The organism is Nocardia sp. NPDC006044, assembly GCF_042871115.1.
Lineage (GTDB): Bacteria > Actinomycetota > Actinomycetes > Mycobacteriales > Mycobacteriaceae > Nocardia.
Window position 1 is genome coordinate 1,192,521 of the sequence record NZ_JBIAID010000001.1, and the last position, 18,264, is coordinate 1,210,784.

Consider the following 18,264-nt stretch of genomic DNA (forward strand, 5'->3'; position numbering starts at 1 on the left):
ACGGATGAAGCTGGCGAAGGTGGCTCCGGAGCTGTACCAGGCGTGGTTCGCCGCCGAGGGCGCCATTCGCCGCGGGCCGCTGGACCCGGTGACCCGGGAGCTGGTCAAGATTCGCGCCTCGCAGATCAACGGCTGCGTCTACTGCATCGACCTGCACACCACCGATGCCCGGCTGGCCGGGGAAACCGAGAAGCGCATCTTCCAGTTGAACGCCTGGCGGGAGTCCGCGCTCTACACCGACGCCGAACGCGCGGCCCTCGCCTACACCGAAGCGGTCACCACGCTCGGCGACCACGGCGTCAGCGACGAGGTGTGGGCCGATGTCGAGCAGCACTTCGATGAGGGCGCCGCGGCCGGCCTGGTGGCGGTCGCCGCGATGATCAACCTGTGGAACCGTATCGGGGTGCCGCTGCGGATGCAGCCCGACGTCGACTGACGCGCAAGCGGATCGGCGGGCGACCGGGGGGTGCCGGCGGCGTGTGAGACACTTATCCCGTGGTGTTGCAGCAGGCGTCGGCCCCGTTTCCTGTCGATGATCCGGTGCTGGCCCGCGCGCTGGAGATGTTCGTGCGTGACGGCTGGATTGATGTCCGCAGGCTGGGCGCGGCCAGTGGAGTCAGTCGCGCGACGCTGTATCGCCGCTACGGCGACCGGGACCGCATTCTGGGCGAAGTGGTGTGGTCACAGGCCGCCGCCGATCTGGCCGACCTGCGTGCCCGGCATCGAGGCCGGGGTGCGACCGGAATCGCGGAGTCCATCGAGGAGTTACTGCGCCGCAGTGTCGTTCGCACCTCGATGCGGACATTTCTCACTGAGCACACCGATACGGCATTGCAGGTACTGACCTCGCGGCACGGTGTGGTTCAGCAGAGGTTCATCGCCCAAATCACCGACTGGATCGTCGCGGAAATCGGCGAACCGGACGACATCGACAGCCGCACCCTCGCCTATTCCGTGGTGCGCGTCGCCGAATCCTTCTACTACCGCGAGTTCATCACCGGCGAGCCGGCCGATCCCGGCGCCGCGGCGGTCATCATCGGGCGGCTGCTCCGCTAGCCGCCGCCCGCGGATATCACTCCGCGAAGGGCGCGCTCAGCACGCCCGGCTCGAATCCCAGTTCGCGCATCAACGCGGTGCGTCCGTCGGGCACGGCTTCGGATTCCCTGCGGACGGCCTCGATCACCCGCCGCTTGAAGTCGAGCCGCGGATGCTGGGCCACCACCGCATCCACCCACGCGCGGTTCATTTCCTCGATGCGAGTGCCGCCCAGGTCGGTTTCGCAGCCGGCCGAGACGACGCCGGCCAGATCTGACAGATCCTTCTCGACACCGAAGGTGATGTGGCCGGAGATGCCGTTGCGCACGAGCACCACCTTGTCCCTGGCTATTCCGAGGCCGGTGAGGAAACGTTCGGCGTCCTCGGCGCCGCGCACCGCGAAACACCTTCCGGGAACGGGGTGTTCGAACTCGATGTCATGCAGAATCGCGGTGGTGAAGTGCAGCTCTTCGTCGAGTGGCACGTTGTCGAGCTTCGCCAGCGCCTTGCCGAAGTAGTAGACGCGGTAGGAGTGTTCCAGCACCCACGGGGTCAGTCTGCGGCGCGCCTCTTCTTCGGCTTCTCGCGCCAGCGCGGTGTCCGGAATTCGCATCTGGACCTCGTTCAGGCCGGCTGACCCCTGCACGCCCAGAAACGACAGCGTATGACTGCTGAACGCGCCGGGTACCAAGGTGGCCGCGGCGATGAGGAGTCTGCCCATCTGCCGCCGGTCGAGCTTGCCGCCGGTGCCGCTCGCCCAGTTCCAATCGAAACCGTCCTGTGCGCCCATCTGCCGAACCTCGATTCGTAGTCGGTCGGCGCGCCGACCGGGCGCCCCGTCAACACGTGAGACACACCCACTGTGATGTCTCACGGGAGACACTACGCCGGGTGTGTCTCATCGGCAACGGGTCGCCGATGGCGGGCGGTCTGACGCCGCTCGGGCGGCTGAAGGCTGCCGGGCGGGCTGTGTTCGCGGCGGGAATCAGTCCGTCGGCGGCAGGATCGGCCGGGTGAAGTAGTCCTCGACCGGCAGCGGCCCGGTGTAGCGGCGACAGGGGCAGCGCACCCACTCCCAGGTGGCCGGTGCGATCGACCGCCGCTCCTCGGCGTGGCACTCGCCGGCCTGCGCGTCGTGGATGGCGAGGTCGTGCCCGCATCCGCAGTTCGCGACGCTGCGTTTCGTCGTGCCGCCGAGGGCGCCGCGGTGGCCGTATCGCCCGGCAGCCCAGCCGACGCCGAGGATCGCGGCGCCGACCGCCAGGGTGAGGGGATCGAACATAGGTTAATTGTACGTATACGTATGCGCGGTTGATCGCCGAAGGGCCCCGATCTGTCGGTGGTATCGGCGAAGATGGCAGGTATGACGGAACTATCGCTGCGTGAGCTGAATCGAACCCTGCTGGTGCGTCAGATGTTGGCGCAGCGGGTCGCGATGACCCCGTTGGAATTGGTGCGCCATCTGGTGGCGGTACAGGGGCAGGAACCCAACTGGCCCTACGTCGGGTTGTGGACCCGTCTGACCGAGTTCGCGCACGACGACCTGGCCGCGCTGCTGCGCGAGCGAAAACTGGTGCGGTCGGCCATGATCCGGCGCACCGTGCACCTGGCCGACGCGGACGACTTCCGCTGGCTGCGCCCGACGGTGCGCCCGGTCGTGCACGCCGCGCTGCAGGCGGCCTACTACCGCGACGAGATCGAGGGCATCGATCTGGACGAGCTCGCCGACGCGGGCCGGGCGGCGTTGTCCGGCCGCATCCTGTCCCGCGGCGACCTCGGTCAGCTGCTCGGCGAGCGTTTTCCGGGCCGGCTCCCGCGCAGGCTCGCCGAGTCGGCGGAGCTGCTGGTTCCCATGGTGCACAGTCCGGTCACCGGCGCCTGGGGCAAGTGGCGTAATCGTTCGGTGACCGTCGCCCTGGCCGACGAGTGGATCGGCCGGCCGATGGCGACGGAACCGCAGGCGCAGACCCTGATTCTGCGCTACCTGGCCGCGTTCGGCCCGGCCACGGTCGCCGACATGCAGGCGTGGGCCGGGGTCACCCGGCTCGCCGAGGTGGTCGACGAGATGCGTACCGAGCTGCGCGTTTTCACCGACGACCAGCATCGGGTGCTGTTCGACCTGCCGGACGCGCCGCTGGCCGATCCGAATCTGGCCGTGCCGGTGCGGTTTCTGCCCGCCTTCGACAATGCGCTGCTCGGCCACAAGGACCGTCGCCGGATCATCAGCGACGAGGACTACCGGCGGATCGCCGGGGAGGCGTCCGGGGGTGTGCCGATGTACCTGGTCGACGGTTTCGTGCACGGCCGGTGGTCCTTGGACGACAGCACTATTCGGGTTACTCCGTGGCATCCGTTGTCGGCGGCCGAGGCGGAGGAGCTGCGCGTCGAGGCCGAGCGCATGCTGACCTTCGTCGTTCCCGGTCAGGACGGGAAGGTCGTCATCGAGGGGTGAGCGAATATCCAGCCCTGTAGACGTATTCGGGAAAAATTGGTAAAAGCCACTCCCACCTGGCGATTACGGCTATCGATCGGCAACATATCCAACTGCATGGTTTGAGCGTCCGCCGGTGAGGTACATCACTGGCGGCCCCTCCTGATCGCGCTTGATGATCAGGCCAACCAAGCCCTACGGACCGGCGGTGCGGCAACGCTTCACCTCCGCCGAGGCGGCCACAGCTCGATGCTCCGCGTGCGCTCGAAGCGCGGGGTGTGCGAATTGCTCACGGTTTGTGCCCAAGCAAATGGTTGTGTCCCTGCACGGTTGTGCCCTTTGGAAGGAGGGTCATGAGCGAGTTTCCCATGGCGGTTTCGCGCCAGGCTTCGACCTCGGACTTGCTGTCGATCGATCACAGCGGGTCCCGATTCCGCATCGCGATGGTTGTTCCCCCGTACTTCGATGTGCCACCCAAGGCGTACGGAGGTGTCGAGGCCGTCGTCGCCGATCTGGTGGACTCGCTGGTGGCTAGAGGACACGACGTCACCCTGCTCGGTGCGGGGGAACCGGGCACCAAGGCCGCGAGGTTCATTCCGCTGTGGGACGCCATCTGCCCCGAGCGGCTCGGCGAGCCGTTCCCCGAGGTATTGCACGCGCTGCGGGCGCGCCGGGCGATCGAGAAGCTGGCCGCCGCGGGCAGCATCGACCTGGTGCACGAGCACACCTTCGCGGGCCCGTTGAACGCACCGGCGTATAGGGCCCTTGGCTTGCCGACCGTGGTCACCGTGCACGGGCCGGTCGAGGGCGAATGCCATGAGTACTACCGGGAAATGGGCGACGACATCTCGCTCGTGGCGATCAGCGACCGGCAGCGCGAGCTGGCTCCGGATTTGAATTGGGCTGGGCGAGTGCATAATGCTCTGCATCCCGAGGAGTGGCCGTTCCGTGCGGAGAAGGACGACTACGCGCTGTTCCTCGGCCGCTTCAACGAGTGCAAGGCGCCGCATCTGGCGCTGGAGGCCGCGCACGCCGCGGGCATGCCACTCGTGCTCGCGGGTAAGTGCAGCGAGCCGCCCGAGATCAAATACTTCGAGGAGCAGGTACGCCCGTTGTTGACCGACCAGGACCACGTGTTCGGCCTCGCCGACGCCACGGACAAGCGAAAGCTGTTGGCGGGCGCGAAATGTCTGTTGTTCCCGATCCGTTGGGAGGAACCGTTCGGCATGGTGATGATCGAGTCCATGGTGTGCGGCACCCCGGTGGTCGCGTTGCGCGGCGGCGCGGTGGCCGAGGTGATCGTCGACGGGGTGACCGGTCGCGTGTGCGACGACCCGGCCGAGCTCACCACCGCCATCGCCGAGGTGCAGACCATGGATCCGGCCGCCTGCCGCGCGCACGTCGAGGCCAATTTCGGCTCCGACACGCTGGGGCGCGGCTACGAACTGGTCTACCGCAAGCTGATGCGGGCGCGTAAGCGTACCGGTTACCGCTGGTACCAGGACCAGGCCGTCCCGATGCCCGCCGCGGCGAGCGGTCTCGCGTGACGGCGGATCCCACCGCCCCGCTCAGCCCCGCCCCGCTGAATTCCGGTGAGCCGACGGGGTTCGGCGGGGCGGGCTCGGTGACGCTGGTGGAGGGCGGCACCTTCTGTCTGTCGAACCGGCTCGGCGATGTCGAGCCGGGCCGTCCGCACGGCCTGTTCTTCCGGGACGCGCGGGTCATCTCCCGGTGGGAGCTGCTGGTGGACGGCCATCTGCCCGAACCGCTTTCGGTGCTCAGCCCGGAGGCGTTCGCGGCGCGGTTCGTGCTGCGAAGACCGCCGACCGCCGGGCTGGCCGACAGCACGCTGCTGGTGGTGCGCGAGCGGGTCATCGCCGACGGCATGCACGAGGTGCTCACGCTGGAGAACATGGGCCGCGAGCCCACGGCGGTCACCCTCGAACTGCACGTCGACGCGGACTTCGTCGACCTGTTCGCGGTCAAGGAAGGGCGGGTCGGCAACGGCCGGTCCGAGGTGACGGTGGCCGAGGGCGAGCTGCTGTTCCAGGATCGGGCCGACCGGATGCGCGGCCTCTCGGTGTCGGCGACCGTCGAACCCACCGTCTTGCCGGGCACTCTGGTGTGGCGGGTGGTCGTGCCCGTCGGCGGGAGCTGGCAGACCGACATCGCCGCGCAGCCCACGCTCGGTAATCAACGGTTCCAGGCTCCGCTGGCTCCTGGCGAGCACTACGGGGTGAGTGCCCCCGGACGGAAGATCGCCGCCTGGCGGCATACCGCCACCGACATCGCGGCGTCGCTGCCGGAGCTGAGTCAGGTGCTGCGGCGCACCGAAAGTGACCTGGGCGCCTTGCAGATTCATGACGACACCGGCGAGAACCGGCCGTTCGTCGCGGCCGGCGCGCCCTGGTTCATGACGCTGTTCGGCCGCGACAGCCTGCTCACCGCGTGGATGGCGTTGCCGCTCGAGGTCGACCTGGCGCTCGGCACGTTGCAACAACTGGCGGAACTCCAAGGGCAGACGGTGAATCCGCTGACCGAGGAGGAGCCGGGGCGGATCATGCACGAGATGCGCCGCGGGCCGGCGGGCGGGCTGGTGCTCGGCGGCAACATCTATTACGGAACCGTCGACGCCACACCGCTTTTCGTGATGCTGCTGGCCGAATGCCTGCGCTGGGGCGCGGATTCCGCGGCGATCAGGGAGCTGCTGCCCGCGGCCGACGCGGCGTTGAGCTGGATCAGAGACTACGGCGATCGGGATGGTGACGGGTTCGTCGAATACCGCCGCGCCACCGATCGCGGCCTGGTCAACCAGGGGTGGAAGGACAGTTGGGACGGCGTCAACGATCTGGAGGGCCACATCGCCGAGGCCCCGATCGCGCTGTGCGAGGTCCAGGGGTACGTGCACGCCGCGCTGCTGGCGCGCGCCGAACTCGCCGACGCGTTCGACGACCCGGCGCGCGCGGCCGAGCTGCGCGATCAGGCGGCCGAATTGCGCGGCAAGTTCGCCGAGCAGTTCTGGTTGCCCGAGCGCGGGTGGTACGCCATCGCGCTGGACCAGGGCAAGCGCCGCGTCGACGCGCTCACCAGCAATGTGGCGCACTGTCTTTGGTCCGGCATCGCCGCCGACGGGCACGCTGCCGAACTGGTGCAACGACTTTCGGGACCGGAGATGGACAGCGGCTTCGGCTTGCGCACCCTGTCCTCGGACATGGGCGCCTACAACCCGATGAGCTATCACTGTGGCTCGGTGTGGCCGCACGACACCGCCATCGCGGTGGCCGGTCTGCTGCGCTACCGGCACGTGCCCGGCGCGGTCGACCTCGCGACCCGCCTCGCCACCGGATTGCTCGACGCCGCAGCGGCTTTCGACGGCAGACTACCCGAGCTGTACTGCGGCTTCCCGCGGTCCAGGTTCCCTGCCCCCGTGCCGTACCCGACCTCCTGCTCGCCGCAGGCGTGGGCGAGCGCGGCGCCGCTGCTGCTGGTGCGCGCGTTCCTCGGCCTCGACCCCGACGTGCCCAACCGCACCATCACCGTGCGCCCGCTGGTGCCGCCGGAATGGGGCCGAATCACGTTGTCCGCCTTGCGTCTCGGGCCGATCACCGTCGACCTCGAGATAGAGGGCGCGCAAGTCACCGCAGCCCGTCTGCCCGACGATTGGCAACTGGTCACCAGATGAGTATCTGATCTGGGTATGAATCACCCGGCATCGGGTATTCCTCCGGTGTAAGCATTTCGGTCATGCTGTTCAGGCTGATAGACGACGCAGGCTGGAGGCGCACCATGCAGACATCGCTGGATATGCGGGACCTGTGGAGCACACAGCACCGCGACTGCACCATCGAACCCCTAGATCTGGACATGGAACTCGCCCAGTTCGTCCGCAGCACGCACGCCGGCCACGGCCCCGACTGCTGCCAGTACCTGGCCGCCGCGGCGTACTACTTCGATCACGCCGAAATCGGCTGACACCAACGGGTTTCGCTGACGGCAAGCCCCGGCTCCGAGGAAGGCCGGGGCACCGCCGAGTCCGGGCGCGCTGCGTAGCAGGCTGTTCGCCGGCATTCGTTGCCGTATCCGTTTCGGCTGGCCGGCCGGTCGGGTGGCGCGGTCAGGAGTGACAAAAGTCTGACGCTGCGGCGTGGTCGGCCCGTTGTAGGGCTTGGACCGGGCACGATCGGGGTATGACGTCAGAGCCAGCGGATACGGTCGTGGTCGTTGCCCCGTCGAAGCGGCGGGGGTGAGTGGCGTGCGGGTGTTGCTGACCGGGGCAGCCGGGTTCATCGGGTCGCATATTCGGCGCACGCTGGACACTGCGGGGCATGAGGTTGTTCCGCTCGATCTGATGGTGTCCGCGGCGCATGGTCCGGCGGCACCGACGCCCGAAGGTATCGAGCGGGTGGATGTTCGCGATGGTGCGGCGCTCGACGCGGCGCTGCGTGGCGTCGATGTGGTGTGTCATCAGGCCGCGGTGGTCGGTAACGGGGTGAGTGCGCAGGACGCGCCCGCCTATGCGAGTCACAACGACTTCGGGACCGCGGTCTTGCTGGCGGCGATGGATCGGGCCGGGTGCCGTCGGCTGGTGCTCGCGTCCTCGATGGTCGTGTACGGCGAAGGCCGGTATCGCGGCGAGCGTTGCGGCGCGGTCGAAGTCGGCGCTCGGCGGATCGAGGACCTGGAGGCCGGGATGTTCGAGTACCGCTGCCCGGACAGCGGCGAGATACTCACCTGGGACTCCGTGCACGAGGACGCGCCGTTGCGCCCGCGCAGCCTGTACGCGGCAAGCAAACTCGCGCAGGAGAATTACGCTTCCGCCTGGGCCGCGGTGACGGGGTCGTCGGTGACCGCGCTGCGCTACCACAACGTCTACGGCGACGATATGCCCAGGGATACGCCCTATTCCGGGGTCGCGGCGATCTTCCGGTCGGCGCTGGAGGCGGGGCAGCCGCCGCAGGTGTATGAAGATGGCGGGCAGACAAGGGATTTCGTGCATGTCACCGATATCGCCGCGGCCAACCTCGCCGCGGTCGAGCAGCCGCTGCCCGGGTTCGTCCCGCTCAATGTCTCCTCCGGACGCCCCATCACGATCCGGGAGGTCGCGGTCACGCTGGCGGCGGCGCGCGGCGGGCCGGACCCGGTGGTGAACGGGCGCTACCGTCCCGGCGACGTGCGCCACGTCGTCGCGGATCCGGGCAAAGCAAGGCGCGCTCTGGGTTTCGCCGCGCGCGTGGATCCGATCGCCGGTCTCACCGAGTTCGCGTTCGCGCCGCTGCGCAGCAGCGCGGGGGTGTGCGCGCCGACCTTGTGATCAGTTGCCCGACAGCGGTAGGCGGACCTCGAACCGGCTCCCCGTGGGCCGGTTCTCCGCGGTGATGTCGCCGCGATGCGCCTCGACCAGGCCGGCCGCGATCGCCAATCCCATTCCGCTGCCGGTGGGTACGCCGTCGGCGGCGACCGGCGAACGGGCCGCGGTGCCGCGGTAGGCCACCTCGAAGATGCGCGGCAGATCCGCCTCGGCGATGCCGGGCCCGGTGTCGTCCACCCTGGCCCACGCCTGACCGTCGTCGGCGCCCGCCGAAATGGCCACTTCGCCGCCTGGCGGCGTGTGGGCGATGGCGTTGGACACCAGGTTGGTCAGCACCCGGCCGAGCGCCTGATCGTTGGCGGACACCACGATTCGGGAATCCGGTTGCTCCGCCCGCAGTTCGACCTGTGCGCGTTCGGCGGTCGGCCGGTTCGCGGCGAGCACCTCATCGATCAGTTCGCGCAGATCCACCGGTTCCAGTTCGAGCCGCAGCGCACCCGCGTTGATCTTCGACATCTCGAACAGATCGTCGACCATGCGGGAGAGCCGGTTGGTCTCGATACCGATCTGCTCGGCGTAGGCGGCCACGTCGGCCTGCCCGCTGACCACGCCGTCCGACAGCGCCTCGGCCATCGCCCGAATGCCCGCCAACGGGGTGCGCAGATCGTGGCTCACCCAGGCGACCAGCTCCCGCCGCGACTTCTCCGCCGCCCGCTCCTGTTCGCGGATCTGTTTCTCCCAGACCATCTTCCGGGCCTGCTCGCGGCCGAGCAGGACCGCGGCGGGCACAGTGACGGCCGCGACGATACCGAGCACCACCGCGGTGCGCTGGAGCTGCTCGGTGAACATCAGGCCGCTGACCCCGATGATGCCCGCCAGGGTGGACAGCGTCGGAATCAGCACCAGCACAGCCATGCTCGTGGTCACCGAGCGATTGCTGGTGGCGCGCAGGATCACGGCGCCGATCAACACCACCGGCAGCGAGCAGGCCAGCGAGTACAGGATCAGCTGGGTGGTGTCCTCAGGCATCGACGGCTCCGTTTCCCGGTTCGGTGCGCGCCCACGCGTACCCACGGCCCCAGACCGTTTCGATGCGATGACGGGCGCCGAGCTTCGCGCGTAAGCGCTTGATGTGCACGGTGACCGTGGACAGATCGCCGAAGTCCCAGCCCCACACCTGGGCGAGCAACTGCTCGCGGCTGAACACCTGCTGCGGATGCCGGAGCAGGAAGACCAGCAGGTCGAACTCGCGCGGCGTGAGGTCCACCGGCGCGCCGTCGACCAGCGCGAGCCGGAAGGATGGGCGCACCTCGATCGCGCCGTCGCGCAACGTCGGCGAGGCGTCCTCGCGCACCACCTGCGCGCGGCGCAGCACCGACGCGACCCGCAGCGCGAGCTCGCGGGGACTGAACGGCTTGGTGACGTAGTCGTCGGCGCCCGCTTCCAGCCCGAGCACCCGGTCGTCCTCGTCGCCGAGCGCGGTGAGCAGGATGACCGGCGTCTGCGGGCGCGGACCCGAGCGGATCGCGCGGCAGATCGCGATGCCGTCCGGCGCGGGCATCATGACGTCGAGCACGGCCAGGTCGATCTGCTCGCCGGGGTCCGCCAGTGCCGCCAAAGTGGCTGGGCCGTCCGCGGTTTCGCGGACGGTCAGGCCGTCGCGTTCGAGGTAGCGCCGCACCACGTCCCGGACAACGGGATCATCGTCGGCGATCAGGATGGTCATCGTTTCACCAATTCGTCAGGATCGTGTGGGTCAGCACCAGGGTGCCGAGGCCCTGCACCGCGAGCCAGCCGCGGGCGGTGGACCGGGGCAGGAACGCGGTGGCGGCGAGCAGCCACATATCGAACGGTAACCAGATGCGTTCGGTTTCCGCCTTACTCAGCCCGCTGATGTCCGCGGCCAGGATCGCGCACAGTGCCGCGGCGACGAGCAGCGCCGTCGGGTCGAGGGCGCGCAGTACCCGCGGGGACAACGCACGGTGCAGCGCCGCCGCGGTCGCGAGGCCGACCGCGCACACCGTCGCGGCCAGATTGCCCCACCACCAGTACGCGTACGACCGATTCTTGGCGACGCCTTGGTAATAGCGCTCGACCACCAGGTGGTAGCCGTCCAGCCACCAGAATCCGGCCAATGTGAAGGCCGCGACCACCGCCAGCGCGCCGGCCAGCGCGGGCAACAGCGGCCGCAGGGTCCGGCCCGCGATCAGGACGGCCGCCGCGGGTATCGCCATCAGCGTCAACCCATAACTGAGATAGATGCCGAAGGCGAACAGGACTCCGGCCGCGACCGCCGCGACCTGACTACCCGCGGGCCGGGTGGCGAGCGCGAGCAACGCGACCGCCCAGGCGGTGACACCGGCGAACATCGCGTCGGCGGAGACGGCGATCCAGACCGCGGCCGGCGCCAGGGTCAGAAACGGCAGCGCGGCCCGTGCGCGGTCCTCGGCGCCGAGTGCGCGCAGTGCGACCGCCACCGCGACCACGGCACTGGTGCCGATCAGCGTGCAGGCCAAGGCCGCCCAGGTACTGCCGCCGAGGCCGACGCGGTCGAGCAGCACGAAGAACAGCAGTGCGCCCGGCGGATGACCGGACACGTGGGTGGTCCACGAGTCCGGCTGGAAATCGAGGATGCGATCGGCGAAGCCGCGCAGCATCGCGGCGATGTCGGTGACCCCGCCGACCTCGTGCAGGTATTCGTTGGGGTCTTTGAACCGGTCGGTGAAGCCGCGCTGCCAGCCGTCGACCATGGCCAGCGCGAACGTCCAGGCGATCGCGGTGCCCCACGACACCGCCAACAGCCGCCGCCAGGTCAACCGCCGGGCCAGCGCCGGGCCCCGCACGGCGACGAGGACCGCGATGAGGATCGCCGGGCCGGTGCCCCAGCCGAGGTGTGGCAGCCAGGAACCGAAGATCGGCGCGGCGGCCGCATAGAGTTTGCTAGTCCATTGCGGATTGGCGATTCTCGGGATGATGAACGCTGTCGCGACCAGTGCGGCGGCGAGGCCGGCACTGATCAGGTCGCCGCGGACACGGACACGCGGCTGGGCTGCGACCTCGGAGACGTCATGCACGGCTATCACGATAGGTTGCCGACCGGGCGGTAAGCGCTGTTCCGGCCGCTTTTTTCGACGACGTCACTGTTTCGTCACAGGTTTTTCGGCCGTACGGGGAGTCCGACGGCCTAGCGTCATTCCCGTGACTCGAACCCAGGGTGATCCGCACGGAGTGACCGTGGTGATTCCGTGCCGAGACGAAGCTGATGCGTTGCCGGATGTGCTCGCCGCCATCCCCGTTGGGTACCACGCGCTGGTGGTGGACAACGGCTCGACCGACCAGACGGCCGCCGTCGCCCGTGCGCGCGGCGCCACGGTGGTGCACGAGGGGAGACCGGGCTATGGTGCCGCGGTCCAAGCGGGCATCGCGGCGGCGCGCACCGAGCTGGTCGCGGTGCTCGACGGCGACGGATCGATGGATCCGGCCGAACTGCCCGGCCTGGTCGAATTGGTCCGTGGCGGAGCCGATCTCGCGGTCGGTCGCCGGCGACCGACCCGCGCCGGGGTCTGGCCGTGGCACGCGCGGCTCGGCAACCTGCTCATCGCGCGCCGGCTGCGGCGCAAATACGGTCTGCCCGTGCACGATATCGGCGCGATGCGGGTGGCGCGGCGCGGCCGGATGCTGTCGCTCGGGCCGTTGCACCTGCGATCCGGATATCCGCTCGAACTGCTCGTCGGTGCCGCGGGCGCCGGCTGGCGGGTGGTCGAGCGGGACATCGCCTATCGGCCGCGGTCCGGGGGAGTGTCGAAGGTGTCCGGCTCGTGGATCGGAACCGCGCGGGCCACCAAGGATTTCCTGGCGGTGCTTCGATGAGCCCCTGTCCGGCAACACTGTTGGTGATCGCCAAGGCGCCGATCGCCGGGTTCGCGAAGACCCGATTGACGCCGCCGCTGACGCCGCGGGATGCCGCGCGGGTGGCGGCCGCCGCACTGCTCGACACCCTCGATGCGGTGTTGCGCAGCGAGGTCACCCATCGGGTGGTCGCGTTCACCGGTGACCTGGCCGCCGCCGAGTGCGGAGATGAATTGTCTGCCGCGCTAGCGCAATTCGAGGTCGTCCCGCAACGCGGCGATGGCTTCGGCGCCCGGCTCGCCAATGCGCATGCCGACGCCGCGCGCTTCGGTGCGCCGGTTCTCCAGATCGGCATGGATACCCCGCAGATCGGGCCGGAGGTGCTGACCGCGGCCGCGATCGAACTCGCCGAAGGTGACCGCGCTCTGCTCGGCCCGGCCGACGACGGCGGCTGGTGGGCCCTCGGCCTGCCCACCGCCCAGCCGGCCCGGGTACTCGCAGACGTCCCGATGTCCACCGACCGAACCGGCGAACTGACCCGGAAAGCTCTGCAGGACTGCGGATGTCGAGTCGGCTCGTTACCGCAATACAGTGACGTCGACACCTTCGCGGATGCCCTCCGGGTCGCCGCGGAATCCACCGGCCGCTTCGCCAGGACCTTCCACGACCTACGCGACCGAGGATTGGTGCTGCGGTGATCGGCGCGGATTTCGATATCTTCGATCGTGCGCTGGCGGGTGAAAGATGTTGGCTGCGGGCGGCGGACGGTACCCGGCGTCGGTTGCCGACCGGGCGGTGGCTCGGGCTCTCCGGGGCCGGTGATCGTCGTGCCGATCGTGCGCTGACCAGCAGCTGCGACGGGCCGACGGTGGACCTCGGTTGCGGCCCGGGACGATTGGTCGCCGCCTTGTTGCAGCGCGGGGTACTCGCTCTCGGCGTGGACATCTCGCCGACGGCGGTCGCCATCTCCCGGTTCCGTGGTGCGCCCGCCCTGCACCGAGACCTGTTCGGGCCCTTGCCCGGTACGGGTCGATGGTCGTACGCACTGCTGGCCGACGGCAACATCGGGATCGGCGGCGACCCGAAGCGTATCCTCGCGCGCACCGCGGAACTCCTCGCGCCGAACGGGCTGGCGATCGTCGAATTCGCCCGTCCCGGTAGCGGTTCGGTGACCCGGCAGTTGCGCCTGGAATCCCCGTCGCGGGTCGGCTCCTGGTTCCCCTGGGCATCGGTGGGCATTGATCACGCGGAACAACTCGCGCGCAGCACCGGCTTTCGAGTGCTGAACACCGCCGCGATCGGCGGCAGGCACATCGCCTGGCTGCGCCGCCCTTCGACGGCGGTGATCGCACGGCGCGCCGTCGATCAGCTAGATCAGGAGACATCCGATGAGCAAGTGTGAATCCGTCGAGCGCAGAGGAGCCCCCGCGACACAGCGGCTCAGCATCTCCGATGCCCGCGGCCCGGAGGTCGCCGATGGGGCCGGTATCGCCCTCGGCACCGCCGAGGCCGGTCGGCACATCGCCTGGCCGCGCCGCCATCGCGCGACGGCGGTGGTCGCATGATCCGCCGCACCACGCTCGATCGCTCGACTACCTCCGGTGGTGTTCGATGAGCCTGCACGAAACCATCGAGCGTGGAAGGACATTCACGGCACGCTGGTTCCAGGTGTCCGACGCCCGTGGTCCCGAGGTGGCCAGCCGGGTGGGCATCGCGCTCGGGTCGGCCATCCTGATCTGCTTCGTCACCGGCCTGCTGAGCCACTGGATTCAACACCCGCCGGCCTGGTTCTGGTGGCCCGCCCACCCGGTGTGGTTGTACCGCCTCACCCAAGGACTGCACGTCATTTCGGGCGTAGCCGCGATTCCGCTACTGCTGGTGAAGCTTTGGGCCGTCTACCCGAAGCTGTTCCAGCGCCCGGTGATCGGCTCACCCCTGCGCATGCTGGAGCGCGGATCGATCGCCCTGCTCGTCGGCGCGATCATCTTCGAACTATCGACCGGCCTCCTCAACATCGCCCAGTACTACCCCTGGAAATTCTTCTTCCCCGCCGCCCACTACGCCATGGCCTTCGTCGCCATAGGTGCGCTGGCCGTGCACCTTGCGGTCAAACTCCCGATAATCCGAGACGCATTGACCCGCCCGCTCGACTCGACCTCAGACGTCGCCGCGGCCACCACCGACGGCGACGCCGCTGCGGACAACAACACCGCTGCTGCCATCCCGAACGGCAACGAGACCGCCGCGGCCGCGATCGACCGCGATGCCGTCAACATCGCCGCCGACAAGGATGCTGCTGGTGGCGCCGCTGCCGAGGCCCCCGCAGACGGCGAGGTGGGCAGTGCTGCCGCTACAGGTGCGGCCGATGACGCGGCTACTGATGACGCGGTCGGCGCTCGTGCCGGGCGCGGTGCTCATCGCTACGCCGGTGCCGATGCTGGTCGGGGGCGGCATGTTTCGCGACGAAGGGTGTTGACCGCGGCGTGGGTTTCCGCGGGTGTGGCGGGGTTGGCGGTGGCCGGGCAAACGGTTCCGTTCCTGCGTTGGGTGGCGGTGCTCGCGCCGCGCAGTGGGGAAGGGCCGCAGGGGGTTCCGGTCAACCGGTCGGCCAAGGCAGCGGGGGTTGCCGAGTTGGCGCGCGCCGCCGATTACCGGCTGACCGTGGCGGTCGGCGACCGGCGACGCAGCTTCAGCCGGGACGAATTGCTGGCTATGCCGCAGGTGCACGCTCGGCTGCCGATCGCTTGCGTCGAAGGGTGGAGCGCGTCCGCCGACTGGTCCGGCGTCAGGCTGCGGGATCTGCTCGCCGCGGTCGGGTCCTATCCCGGCGGCGACGTGCACTTCCGTTCCTTGGAGACCAGCGGCATCTACGCCGGTTCGGTTCTGCCGCAACCCCATGTCGTGGACTCGGACACGCTGGTGGCGCTCGCCGTGAACGGCGAAACGCTCGACATCGACCACGGCTATCCCTGCCGGCTGATCGCGCCGAGCCGCCCCGGAGTGCTGCAAACGAAATGGCTTTCGATGATCGAGGCACGCGCATGAACGCGATCAGAATCCTGCTGCTCCTGGCCGGGCTGTGGCTCGGCTGGTACGGCATCACCCTGCTGCTCGACTTCCCGCGCGCCGATCTGTTGTCGGTCGCGCTGTGGTTCGCCGCCGGAATCCTGCTGCACGACGGGATATTCGCGCCGCTCTGCGCGGCCGTGGGCGTCACCGCACGCCGTCTGCTGCCCGGAACTTGGTGGGGCCCAATGGCTTGCGGGGCGGTCTGCACGGTGGTGCTGGTGGCGATCGCCGCACCCGTGATCGATCGCGGACACGCCATGCCGGACAACCCGACCGTCCTCGACCGGAACTATCCACTCGGCCTCGCCGTGGCGCTCATCCTGATCTGGGCGCTGGTAGTCGCCGCCGCGGTAGCCCGGCTCGCACACCGATCCCGCGCCGAAACCCCAAGGAGCACAACATGACCAGCTATGACGACCTGCGAGCGGTATTCGTCAACTGCACCCTCAAGCGTTCCCCCGAAGTGAGCAACACCCAGGGCCTCATCGATATCAGCGCCCGCATCATGGCGAAGAACGGCGTACAGGTCTCCCACATCCGCGCGGTCGACCACGACATCGCGTTCGGTGTGTGGCCGGACATGACCGAACACGGCTGGCCCACCGACGAATGGCCCGCACTGCAACGTCAGGTGATGGCCGCCGACATTCTGGTGATCGCCGGCCCGATCTGGTTGGGCGACAACAGTTCGGTCACCAAACAGGTGATCGAGCGCCTCTACGCGAACTCCTCGATCCTCAACGACCGCGGCCAATACGCCTACTACGGCCGGGTCGGCGGCTGCCTGATCACCGGCAACGAGGACGGCGTCAAACACTGCGCCATGAACATCCTCTACAGCCTCCAGCACCTCGGCTACACCATCCCGCCGCAGGCCGACGCGGGCTGGATCGGCGAGGTCGGTCCCGGCCCCTCCTACCTCGACCCCGATTCCGGCGGCCCCGCCAACGACTTCACCAATCGCAACACCACCTTCATGACCTGGAACCTCCTGCACTTCGCCCGCATGCTCAAGGACGCCGACGGCGTCCCCGCCCACGGCAACCAGCGCTCCGCATGGGACGCGGGCTGCCGCTTCGACTTCGAAAACCCCGAATATCGCTGACGTCCGCTCGGCCCGTCCGCCGTCCGGTCCGGTGAGCGGACCCGGCGGCGGTCAATCTTGGTGCGCCCCGCTATCCCGGTCGTACGATCGGGAAGTGCCTATCGCTCAGTTGAGTCTGATCACTTTGAACTGTGCCGACAAAGAGGAGCTGGCGACGTTCTGGGCCGCCTTGCTCGGAGGGGAGATCGTTTATCGCGCAGACGATTTGGCTGTAGTGCAGACCGAACGCGGGTCGCTGTGCGCGCTGGTCGTTCCGGACTATCGACCGCCGACCTGGCCCGGGGGCGACACCCCCAACAACATCCATTTCGAACTCAAGGTCGACAACCTCGAGGACGCGCAGGCCGAGGCCATAAAGCTGGGCGCCCGGCTCGCCGAGGTCCAACCGGACCCGGACACCTGGCGGGTCCTGTTCGACCCCGCCGGCCACCCGTTCTGCCTCGTCCCCCACGCCCCGCTGTTGCCGCTGGGCCCCCGTCCAACCGAAGACAACGCCTGAATCCTCGTTCAGTGGCACACCATGGCGGCAAAACGCGAGTAACCCCCGCCATGGTGTGCCACTCGATCCGGTCGGAGCTAGGTCCGGAAGGGGTACTTGCGGTCGAGGTCGAGGTTCAGTTCGACTACGTTGACTCGTGGTTCGCCGAGGAAGCCCAGGTCGCGACCGGTGGTGTGCGCGTCCACGAGGGCCCGCACCTGATCCGCGGAGATGTTGCGGGCCATGGCGACTCGCGCGATCTGGATGTCCGCGTACCTGGGGGAGATGTGCGGGTCCAGCCCACTGCCGCTGGCGGTGACCGCGTCGGCGGGGACCGGGGTGTCGACGGACGCGTCGCCGAAGATCGGGACGATCCGGCCGGCCGAGTAGTCTTCGCCGGGCTCGGCGCACTCGACCCGAACACCCTTGTATGCGTCCAGGAATGGCGTGGCCGGGCATGCCTCGTTGACGCTCACCACCTGGATGGGGTGCGAGACCTGACCGTCGGCATCGCGCGGCCCGAGCACCGAAAGCACCGCCCCGACACCGTCTTTCGTGCAGAACGGGCGGGCGCCGTCGACCCCCTCACGGTCGCCGACCTCCTTGCTGCGCGCGCACACGCTGGACAGCAGGCTCGGCTTGGTCTTGGCCGGGTCGGCGTCGAGGGTGTCCACGATGCTCTCCGGGCCGAGGTTGCTTGCCGCGGTGGCCAGCGGGTCGTAGCCGTTGCTGCCCGCCGCGGAGGGCCGGCTCTGGAAGTACTGCACCAGCGCCTTGCCGCCGGGATCGGTGAAGGACTGCCCGATCAGGCTGGAGCCCACCGTTTTTCCATCGACGGTGATGAGCGAGCCGTCCGCCTTGTCGTGCAGGCCGGGTATCTGGGCGACCGCGAAAACTGCCAGGGGATAGACGATTCCGGTGATCACGGTGAGTACGAGCAGCGCCCGCAACGCGGCGAAGTGCTGCCGGATCCAAGTTGAGAACTGCAT

21 protein-coding genes are annotated in these 18,264 nt (G+C 68.9%); 15 read left to right on the plus strand and 6 right to left on the minus strand.

All coding sequences use genetic code 11. The features are described 5' to 3' along the window. The first annotated feature begins 4 nt into the window (after nt 1-4). Both ACFYO1_RS05530 and ACFYO1_RS05535 read left to right on the plus strand, forming a co-directional pair. Nucleotides 5-436: a carboxymuconolactone decarboxylase family protein gene (locus ACFYO1_RS05530; RefSeq protein ID WP_387231691.1), complete on the plus strand. Its 432-nt coding sequence runs from the start codon at nt 5-7 to the stop codon at nt 434-436. Nucleotides 437-495: 59 nt separating this feature from the next. Continuing rightward, entirely contained in the window at nt 496-1,056 is a 561-nt protein-coding gene (locus ACFYO1_RS05535; protein WP_387227468.1) for a QsdR family transcriptional regulator, read from the plus strand. Between the two features lie 16 nt (nt 1,057-1,072). Here the strand turns inward: ACFYO1_RS05535 and ACFYO1_RS05540 are convergent, their stop codons facing one another. After that, nucleotides 1,073-1,825 carry a phosphohydrolase gene (locus tag ACFYO1_RS05540; RefSeq protein ID WP_387227470.1) on the minus strand — a complete coding sequence of 251 codons (753 nt, stop codon included), beginning with the start codon at nt 1,823-1,825 and terminating at the stop codon, nt 1,073-1,075. Between the two features lie 195 nt (nt 1,826-2,020). Then, nucleotides 2,021-2,317 carry a hypothetical protein gene (locus tag ACFYO1_RS05545; RefSeq protein ID WP_387227472.1) on the minus strand — a complete coding sequence of 99 codons (297 nt, stop codon included), beginning with the start codon at nt 2,315-2,317 and terminating at the stop codon, nt 2,021-2,023. Nucleotides 2,318-2,398: 81 nt separating this feature from the next. On the opposite strand from ACFYO1_RS05545, the gene ACFYO1_RS05550 reads away from it, so the two are divergent. From ACFYO1_RS05550 to ACFYO1_RS05570, 5 genes are all read left to right on the plus strand, one after another. Continuing rightward, the gene (locus tag ACFYO1_RS05550) at nt 2,399-3,487 is read left to right on the plus strand and encodes a winged helix DNA-binding domain-containing protein (RefSeq protein ID WP_387227473.1); all 1,089 of its coding nucleotides are present in this window, start codon (nt 2,399-2,401) and stop codon (nt 3,485-3,487) included. 422 nt (nt 3,488-3,909) lie between these two features. Continuing rightward, nucleotides 3,910-5,013, plus strand: a complete 1,104-nt coding sequence (locus ACFYO1_RS05555; RefSeq protein ID WP_387231693.1) for a glycosyltransferase family 4 protein — start codon at nt 3,910-3,912, stop codon at nt 5,011-5,013. Continuing rightward, nucleotides 5,010-7,148 (plus strand): glycogen debranching N-terminal domain-containing protein, encoded by a 2,139-nt coding sequence (locus tag ACFYO1_RS05560; RefSeq protein WP_387227475.1) that lies wholly within the window; start codon nt 5,010-5,012, stop codon nt 7,146-7,148. Before ACFYO1_RS05555 ends, ACFYO1_RS05560 begins: the two co-directional genes overlap by 4 nt. Before the next feature lie 62 nt (nt 7,149-7,210). Then, nucleotides 7,211-7,438 carry a hypothetical protein gene (locus ACFYO1_RS05565; RefSeq protein ID WP_387227478.1) on the plus strand — a complete coding sequence of 76 codons (228 nt, stop codon included), beginning with the start codon at nt 7,211-7,213 and terminating at the stop codon, nt 7,436-7,438. Between the two features lie 271 nt (nt 7,439-7,709). After that, entirely contained in the window at nt 7,710-8,777 is a 1,068-nt protein-coding gene (locus ACFYO1_RS05570; protein ID WP_387227479.1) for an NAD-dependent epimerase/dehydratase family protein, read from the plus strand. On the opposite strand, the gene ACFYO1_RS05575 is transcribed toward ACFYO1_RS05570, so the two are convergent. Genes ACFYO1_RS05575 through ACFYO1_RS05585 form a run of 3 tightly spaced genes read right to left on the minus strand, consistent with a single transcriptional unit; the run spans nt 8,778 to nt 11,848 of the window. Continuing rightward, nucleotides 8,778-9,803 (minus strand): sensor histidine kinase, encoded by a 1,026-nt coding sequence (locus tag ACFYO1_RS05575; protein ID WP_387227481.1) that lies wholly within the window; start codon nt 9,801-9,803, stop codon nt 8,778-8,780. After that, entirely contained in the window at nt 9,796-10,500 is a 705-nt protein-coding gene (locus ACFYO1_RS05580) for a response regulator transcription factor (RefSeq protein WP_387227483.1), read from the minus strand. Before ACFYO1_RS05580 ends, ACFYO1_RS05575 begins: the two co-directional genes overlap by 8 nt. Before the next feature lie 4 nt (nt 10,501-10,504). Beyond that, nucleotides 10,505-11,848: a hypothetical protein gene (locus tag ACFYO1_RS05585; protein WP_387227486.1), complete on the minus strand. Its 1,344-nt coding sequence runs from the start codon at nt 11,846-11,848 to the stop codon at nt 10,505-10,507. A gap of 124 nt (nt 11,849-11,972) precedes the next feature. On the opposite strand from ACFYO1_RS05585, the gene ACFYO1_RS05590 reads away from it, so the two are divergent. The 8 genes from ACFYO1_RS05590 to ACFYO1_RS05625 all read left to right on the plus strand — a co-directional run bounded on the left by ACFYO1_RS05590 (nt 11,973) and on the right by ACFYO1_RS05625 (nt 17,296). Beyond that, nucleotides 11,973-12,644, plus strand: coding sequence for a glycosyltransferase family 2 protein (locus ACFYO1_RS05590; RefSeq protein ID WP_387227488.1), 672 nt, complete (start codon nt 11,973-11,975; stop codon nt 12,642-12,644). Continuing rightward, nucleotides 12,641-13,321, plus strand: a complete 681-nt coding sequence (locus tag ACFYO1_RS05595; protein ID WP_387227490.1) for a DUF2064 domain-containing protein — start codon at nt 12,641-12,643, stop codon at nt 13,319-13,321. The genes ACFYO1_RS05590 and ACFYO1_RS05595 overlap by 4 nt, the downstream gene beginning before the upstream one ends. Beyond that, nucleotides 13,318-14,025 (plus strand): methyltransferase domain-containing protein, encoded by a 708-nt coding sequence (locus ACFYO1_RS05600; RefSeq protein ID WP_387227492.1) that lies wholly within the window; start codon nt 13,318-13,320, stop codon nt 14,023-14,025. The genes ACFYO1_RS05595 and ACFYO1_RS05600 overlap by 4 nt, the downstream gene beginning before the upstream one ends. Further along, on the plus strand, nt 14,012-14,188 hold the full coding sequence (locus tag ACFYO1_RS05605; protein WP_387227494.1) for a hypothetical protein: 177 nt from the start codon (nt 14,012-14,014) through the stop codon (nt 14,186-14,188). The genes ACFYO1_RS05600 and ACFYO1_RS05605 overlap by 14 nt, the downstream gene beginning before the upstream one ends. Nucleotides 14,189-14,234: 46 nt before the next feature. Continuing rightward, on the plus strand, nt 14,235-15,668 hold the full coding sequence (locus ACFYO1_RS05610) for a molybdopterin-dependent oxidoreductase (protein ID WP_387227496.1): 1,434 nt from the start codon (nt 14,235-14,237) through the stop codon (nt 15,666-15,668). Next, the gene (locus ACFYO1_RS05615) at nt 15,665-16,096 is read left to right on the plus strand and encodes a hypothetical protein (RefSeq protein WP_387227498.1); all 432 of its coding nucleotides are present in this window, start codon (nt 15,665-15,667) and stop codon (nt 16,094-16,096) included. The genes ACFYO1_RS05610 and ACFYO1_RS05615 overlap by 4 nt, the downstream gene beginning before the upstream one ends. Then, nucleotides 16,093-16,797, plus strand: coding sequence for a flavodoxin family protein (locus ACFYO1_RS05620; protein WP_387227499.1), 705 nt, complete (start codon nt 16,093-16,095; stop codon nt 16,795-16,797). The genes ACFYO1_RS05615 and ACFYO1_RS05620 overlap by 4 nt, the downstream gene beginning before the upstream one ends. Nucleotides 16,798-16,891: 94 nt before the next feature. Further along, on the plus strand, nt 16,892-17,296 hold the full coding sequence (locus ACFYO1_RS05625) for a VOC family protein (protein ID WP_387227501.1): 405 nt from the start codon (nt 16,892-16,894) through the stop codon (nt 17,294-17,296). 77 nt (nt 17,297-17,373) lie between these two features. Here the strand turns inward: ACFYO1_RS05625 and ACFYO1_RS05630 are convergent, their stop codons facing one another. Continuing rightward, nucleotides 17,374-18,264 carry a potassium-transporting ATPase subunit C gene (locus ACFYO1_RS05630; protein ID WP_387227503.1) on the minus strand — a complete coding sequence of 297 codons (891 nt, stop codon included), beginning with the start codon at nt 18,262-18,264 and terminating at the stop codon, nt 17,374-17,376.

Excerpts from the sequence above, each read along its gene's own strand:
- ACFYO1_RS05610 (WP_387227496.1), top strand. The coding sequence starts at position 14,235 with ATGAGCCTGCACGAAACCATCGAGCGTGGAAGGACATTCACGGCACGC.
- ACFYO1_RS05595 (WP_387227490.1), top strand. The coding sequence starts at position 12,641 with ATGAGCCCCTGTCCGGCAACACTGTTGGTGATCGCCAAGGCGCCGATC.
- ACFYO1_RS05630 (WP_387227503.1), bottom strand. The coding sequence starts at position 18,264 with ATGCAGTTCTCAACTTGGATCCGGCAGCACTTCGCCGCGTTGCGGGCG.
- ACFYO1_RS05555 (WP_387231693.1), top strand. The coding sequence starts at position 3,910 with ATGGTTGTTCCCCCGTACTTCGATGTGCCACCCAAGGCGTACGGAGGT.
- ACFYO1_RS05615 (WP_387227498.1), top strand. The coding sequence starts at position 15,665 with ATGAACGCGATCAGAATCCTGCTGCTCCTGGCCGGGCTGTGGCTCGGC.
- ACFYO1_RS05620 (WP_387227499.1), top strand. The coding sequence starts at position 16,093 with ATGACCAGCTATGACGACCTGCGAGCGGTATTCGTCAACTGCACCCTC.
- ACFYO1_RS05605 (WP_387227494.1), top strand. The coding sequence starts at position 14,012 with ATGAGCAAGTGTGAATCCGTCGAGCGCAGAGGAGCCCCCGCGACACAG.
- ACFYO1_RS05550 (WP_387227473.1), top strand. The coding sequence starts at position 2,399 with ATGACGGAACTATCGCTGCGTGAGCTGAATCGAACCCTGCTGGTGCGT.
- ACFYO1_RS05575 (WP_387227481.1), bottom strand. The coding sequence starts at position 9,803 with ATGCCTGAGGACACCACCCAGCTGATCCTGTACTCGCTGGCCTGCTCG.
- ACFYO1_RS05545 (WP_387227472.1), bottom strand. The coding sequence starts at position 2,317 with ATGTTCGATCCCCTCACCCTGGCGGTCGGCGCCGCGATCCTCGGCGTC.
- ACFYO1_RS05565 (WP_387227478.1), top strand. The coding sequence starts at position 7,211 with ATGCTGTTCAGGCTGATAGACGACGCAGGCTGGAGGCGCACCATGCAG.
- ACFYO1_RS05580 (WP_387227483.1), bottom strand. The coding sequence starts at position 10,500 with ATGACCATCCTGATCGCCGACGATGATCCCGTTGTCCGGGACGTGGTG.
- ACFYO1_RS05540 (WP_387227470.1), bottom strand. The coding sequence starts at position 1,825 with ATGGGCGCACAGGACGGTTTCGATTGGAACTGGGCGAGCGGCACCGGC.
- ACFYO1_RS05530 (WP_387231691.1), top strand. The coding sequence starts at position 5 with ATGAAGCTGGCGAAGGTGGCTCCGGAGCTGTACCAGGCGTGGTTCGCC.